Raw genomic sequence first — 2,811 nt, 5'->3', positions numbered from 1 at the left:
CGCTGGTTACCGCCTCACCGCAACAGGACCCGCAAGCTACCCTTGTCCGCGGTGGCGTGGCAGAGCGGCCTAATGCACTCGCCTTGAAAGCGAGAGACGGCTAACACCGTCCGGGGGTTCAAATCCCTCCGCCACCGCTCTGTGATGAGTCGGGTCATGGGTTACACGTGAGTCGGGTCATCGGTGACGGATTGCCCTGGCCATCGGCCGGGGCTTTTTTGTTGGTTGCGCCAGTAGTTGCGGTCCGGGTTGATGTGGTGGGTGGCGATGACCTGGAGGTCGGGGTTGCTCAAGACGGTGACTGTGGTGGTGACCAGGATCAGCACGGGTGTGCCGGCGTGAGCGCGGCCGATGCCGAGGTGGTGCAGTCGGCTGCCGTGGCGCAGGGTGAGTTTGCCGAATTGGTCGACGGTGTCGCGGCGGATACGGATGTGTTCGTTGGCTGTGATGGCCGGCGGGGCGGCTTTGGGTCGGGTGGTGTAGGCCTGTGCTGGTGTGGTGCGGGGGTGATGGGCGCGGTGGGGGCGTTGGGTGTTGTAGATGTGGGCGAAGCTATCGAGCAGGGCTTGAGCGTCGGCGATGTCGGCGGGTCGGGGGCGTGGGGTCAGCCAGCGTTTGAGGGTTTGATGGAAGCGTTCGATCTTGCCCTGGGTTTGTGGGTGTCCGGGATGACCGTTTTTTTGAGTGATGCCAAGGGTGTGGAGCAGTAACTCGAAAGCATTGTGGCCGTGTGTGAATCGTGACGTGTATACCGATCCGTTGTCGGTCAGTGTGGAGGCGGGTAGCCCGTGAGTGGCGGCGGTGTGCAGGAAGCTGGTCACCACGTCGGGTCCGCTCACGCGACGGTAGGCGGTGGCGGTCAGCAGGAATCGGGAGTGGTCATCGAGCCAGGACAAGATTTCAATATCGGTGCCGTCGGCCAGTTTCCAGTGGGTGAAGTCCGATTGCCAGCATTCGTTGGGTTGGGCGGCCTGAAAGCGGATGTAGGAGCTTTTGGGTCGTTTCCGCGGTTGTGGGGTGATCAGACCGTGGTGGTGCAGAATGCGCCGGATCGTCGAGGTCGACGGCACCGGCAGACCATGCTGGGCCAGGTGCCACTGCACGGTCAACGGACCCGCGTCCAGGCCATCGGCGGTCAGCTGTTCGCGTAGCCGCACGATCGCGGTGATGACCTCATCGGCCACGGCGCGGGGGTTGCTCGCCGGGCGGCGTGAGCGGGGCTCGACGGCCTCCAGACCACCGTCACGGTAGCGCTTGAGCAGCCGGTGGACATGTTGGCGAGACAGGCCGTAGGCCCGGGCTGCGGCAGTGACGCTGAGCTCACCGCTGACGACTTCAAGGACGACCGCACGCGCTTTAGACATGGCCGACCACTGTCGCCGATGACGCGACTCATCACCGCCCGATCAGGTGTAACCCATGACCCGACTCATGTGTCACCTATGTCGTGAAGCTAGAGACCCCCTCGGACACCGATGGACCGCCGCTATTCAGCAGCTCAGCGACGTTTGGAAGTCCGTCGACGATTTGCGCGATCTGCGTCTCGGTCAGGATGCTGGCGGTAGGTACTCGCTCGAGATCGGCGCGGGCAGCCTCCCGTTCCGCTAGCGCACCGTTCAGCGCATCCGCAACGGAACTGGGAGCGATGCTTCGAGCTGCGCATCTGTAGTACGTCCGCGATTCGTTTTTCGAACGGCTGTCGGCGCCGCCTGAAAGCTCACCCAGGTGTCGACTGATCCACGACGGAGCGCACTACGGCTAGGGGCGCGCGTCGCAGGTTTTCGCGCACGGTCGGCTCGGTGACCGGCGCTGCGGCCCGGGCGAGGAGGGTCGACTGTGGTGGGTGATGGCGGGTGCCACCCACTGGCGGAGATAGTCACGCAGATCCGTGCCGTGCCGGGGGGGACGGCCCGGGTCGACGATAAATGATTGCAAGATCCGCAGCATGTACTCGACGAGCGAGTCGCGTCTGTCTTCGGTGATGCCGACGCTGTCCCAGTCGACATTGAAGCGATCAATGATGGAGCGTCCCAGCGCAAGGGCGACATCGGAGGTCACGCTCGTGAAGTAGGAAGCGGCGCGCTCTGGCGCCAGTAACAGCCCAAGGTACTTCTCCTCGGGGAGCCGCTCCAGGGTGTGGGCGATTCCTTCGACGACGGCTTCGGCCGGGTCCTGGATCGGGCGCAGGTGAGCCGCCAGGCTGTCGAGGTAGGGCCCGACCTCGGCCAGTGCAGTGGCGGCCAGGAGCGCATCGGTGGTTGAGAAGTACCGGTAGACCGTCTGCCGGGTGACTCCGAGTTCGCGGGCGACATCGGCGATGCGGACGTCGCAGCCGGACTCGGCGATTGCCTTGCGGGCGGTCGCGAGGATGCGTTGGATGGCTTCGTCATCGCTGGCCGGCAAGGCGCCTGACCACCCGTGTCTACGCATACCTAACGACCTGCTCCCAAGGTTCCCGAGTTCATCGGCATGGAGTTAACCAATCCCTGGCCGAAGAGTTGTTCGGTTCATGTTTGAGGTGGGCAGCCGGCGAGGGGTGAGCGCTGCCGATTAGTTCAACGCGAGGCCGAGTGCGTTGGCGAAGACCTTGATCATGTGCTGTACGCCGATCTCATTTCGGCCGATGATCATGTGGTCATGCTGTGCTTGCCGGACTCCTTCGCCGCATTGGGGCAGCATCGCGAAATCCTCGTCGCGGACCGCGGCATGCACGGCGTCGTAGATCATGTCGTAGGTGCTGCGCTGTTCGTCGGTGGTTGCCGGGATGCGCGCCAGCCAGGTGTGGCGCACCGTGCACCGGGTGGGGGCGCC

Annotated in this window: 3 protein-coding genes and 1 tRNA gene; 1 reads left to right on the top strand and 3 read right to left on the bottom strand. The window is 64.3% G+C overall.

Going from position 1 to position 2,811, the window contains the following annotated elements; genetic code table 11:
* Positions 1 to 50 precede the first annotated feature (50 nt).
* Positions 51 to 137, top strand: a tRNA-Ser gene (locus tag JOZ00_RS06150).
* Positions 138 to 161: 24 nt separating this feature from the next.
* On the opposite strand, the gene JOZ00_RS06145 is transcribed toward JOZ00_RS06150, so the two are convergent.
* The 3 genes from JOZ00_RS06145 to JOZ00_RS06135 all read right to left on the bottom strand — a co-directional run.
* The gene (locus JOZ00_RS06145) at positions 162 to 1,364 is read right to left on the bottom strand and encodes an IS481 family transposase (RefSeq protein ID WP_293341207.1); all 1,203 of its coding nucleotides are present in this window, start codon (positions 1,362 to 1,364) and stop codon (positions 162 to 164) included.
* A gap of 394 nt (positions 1,365 to 1,758) precedes the next feature.
* Positions 1,759 to 2,430: a TetR/AcrR family transcriptional regulator gene (locus JOZ00_RS06140; RefSeq protein WP_293341204.1), complete on the bottom strand. Its 672-nt coding sequence runs from the start codon at positions 2,428 to 2,430 to the stop codon at positions 1,759 to 1,761.
* Positions 2,431 to 2,550: 120 nt separating this feature from the next.
* On the bottom strand, positions 2,551 to 2,811 hold a 261-nt coding region (locus tag JOZ00_RS06135; protein WP_293341201.1), incomplete at its 5' end, for an SRPBCC family protein.

It is taken from the genome of Mycobacterium sp., from assembly GCF_019243155.1.
Classification (GTDB): Bacteria; Actinomycetota; Actinomycetes; order Mycobacteriales; family Mycobacteriaceae; genus Mycobacterium.
This window is presented reverse-complemented; position numbering and strand designations above follow the sequence as displayed.

Bases quoted from the DNA above. Each gene is read 5' to 3' on its own strand.
- JOZ00_RS06140 (WP_293341204.1), bottom strand. From the start codon at position 2,430: ATGCGTAGACACGGGTGGTCAGGCGCCTTGCCGGCCAGCGATGACGAA.
- JOZ00_RS06145 (WP_293341207.1), bottom strand. From the start codon at position 1,364: ATGTCTAAAGCGCGTGCGGTCGTCCTTGAAGTCGTCAGCGGTGAGCTC.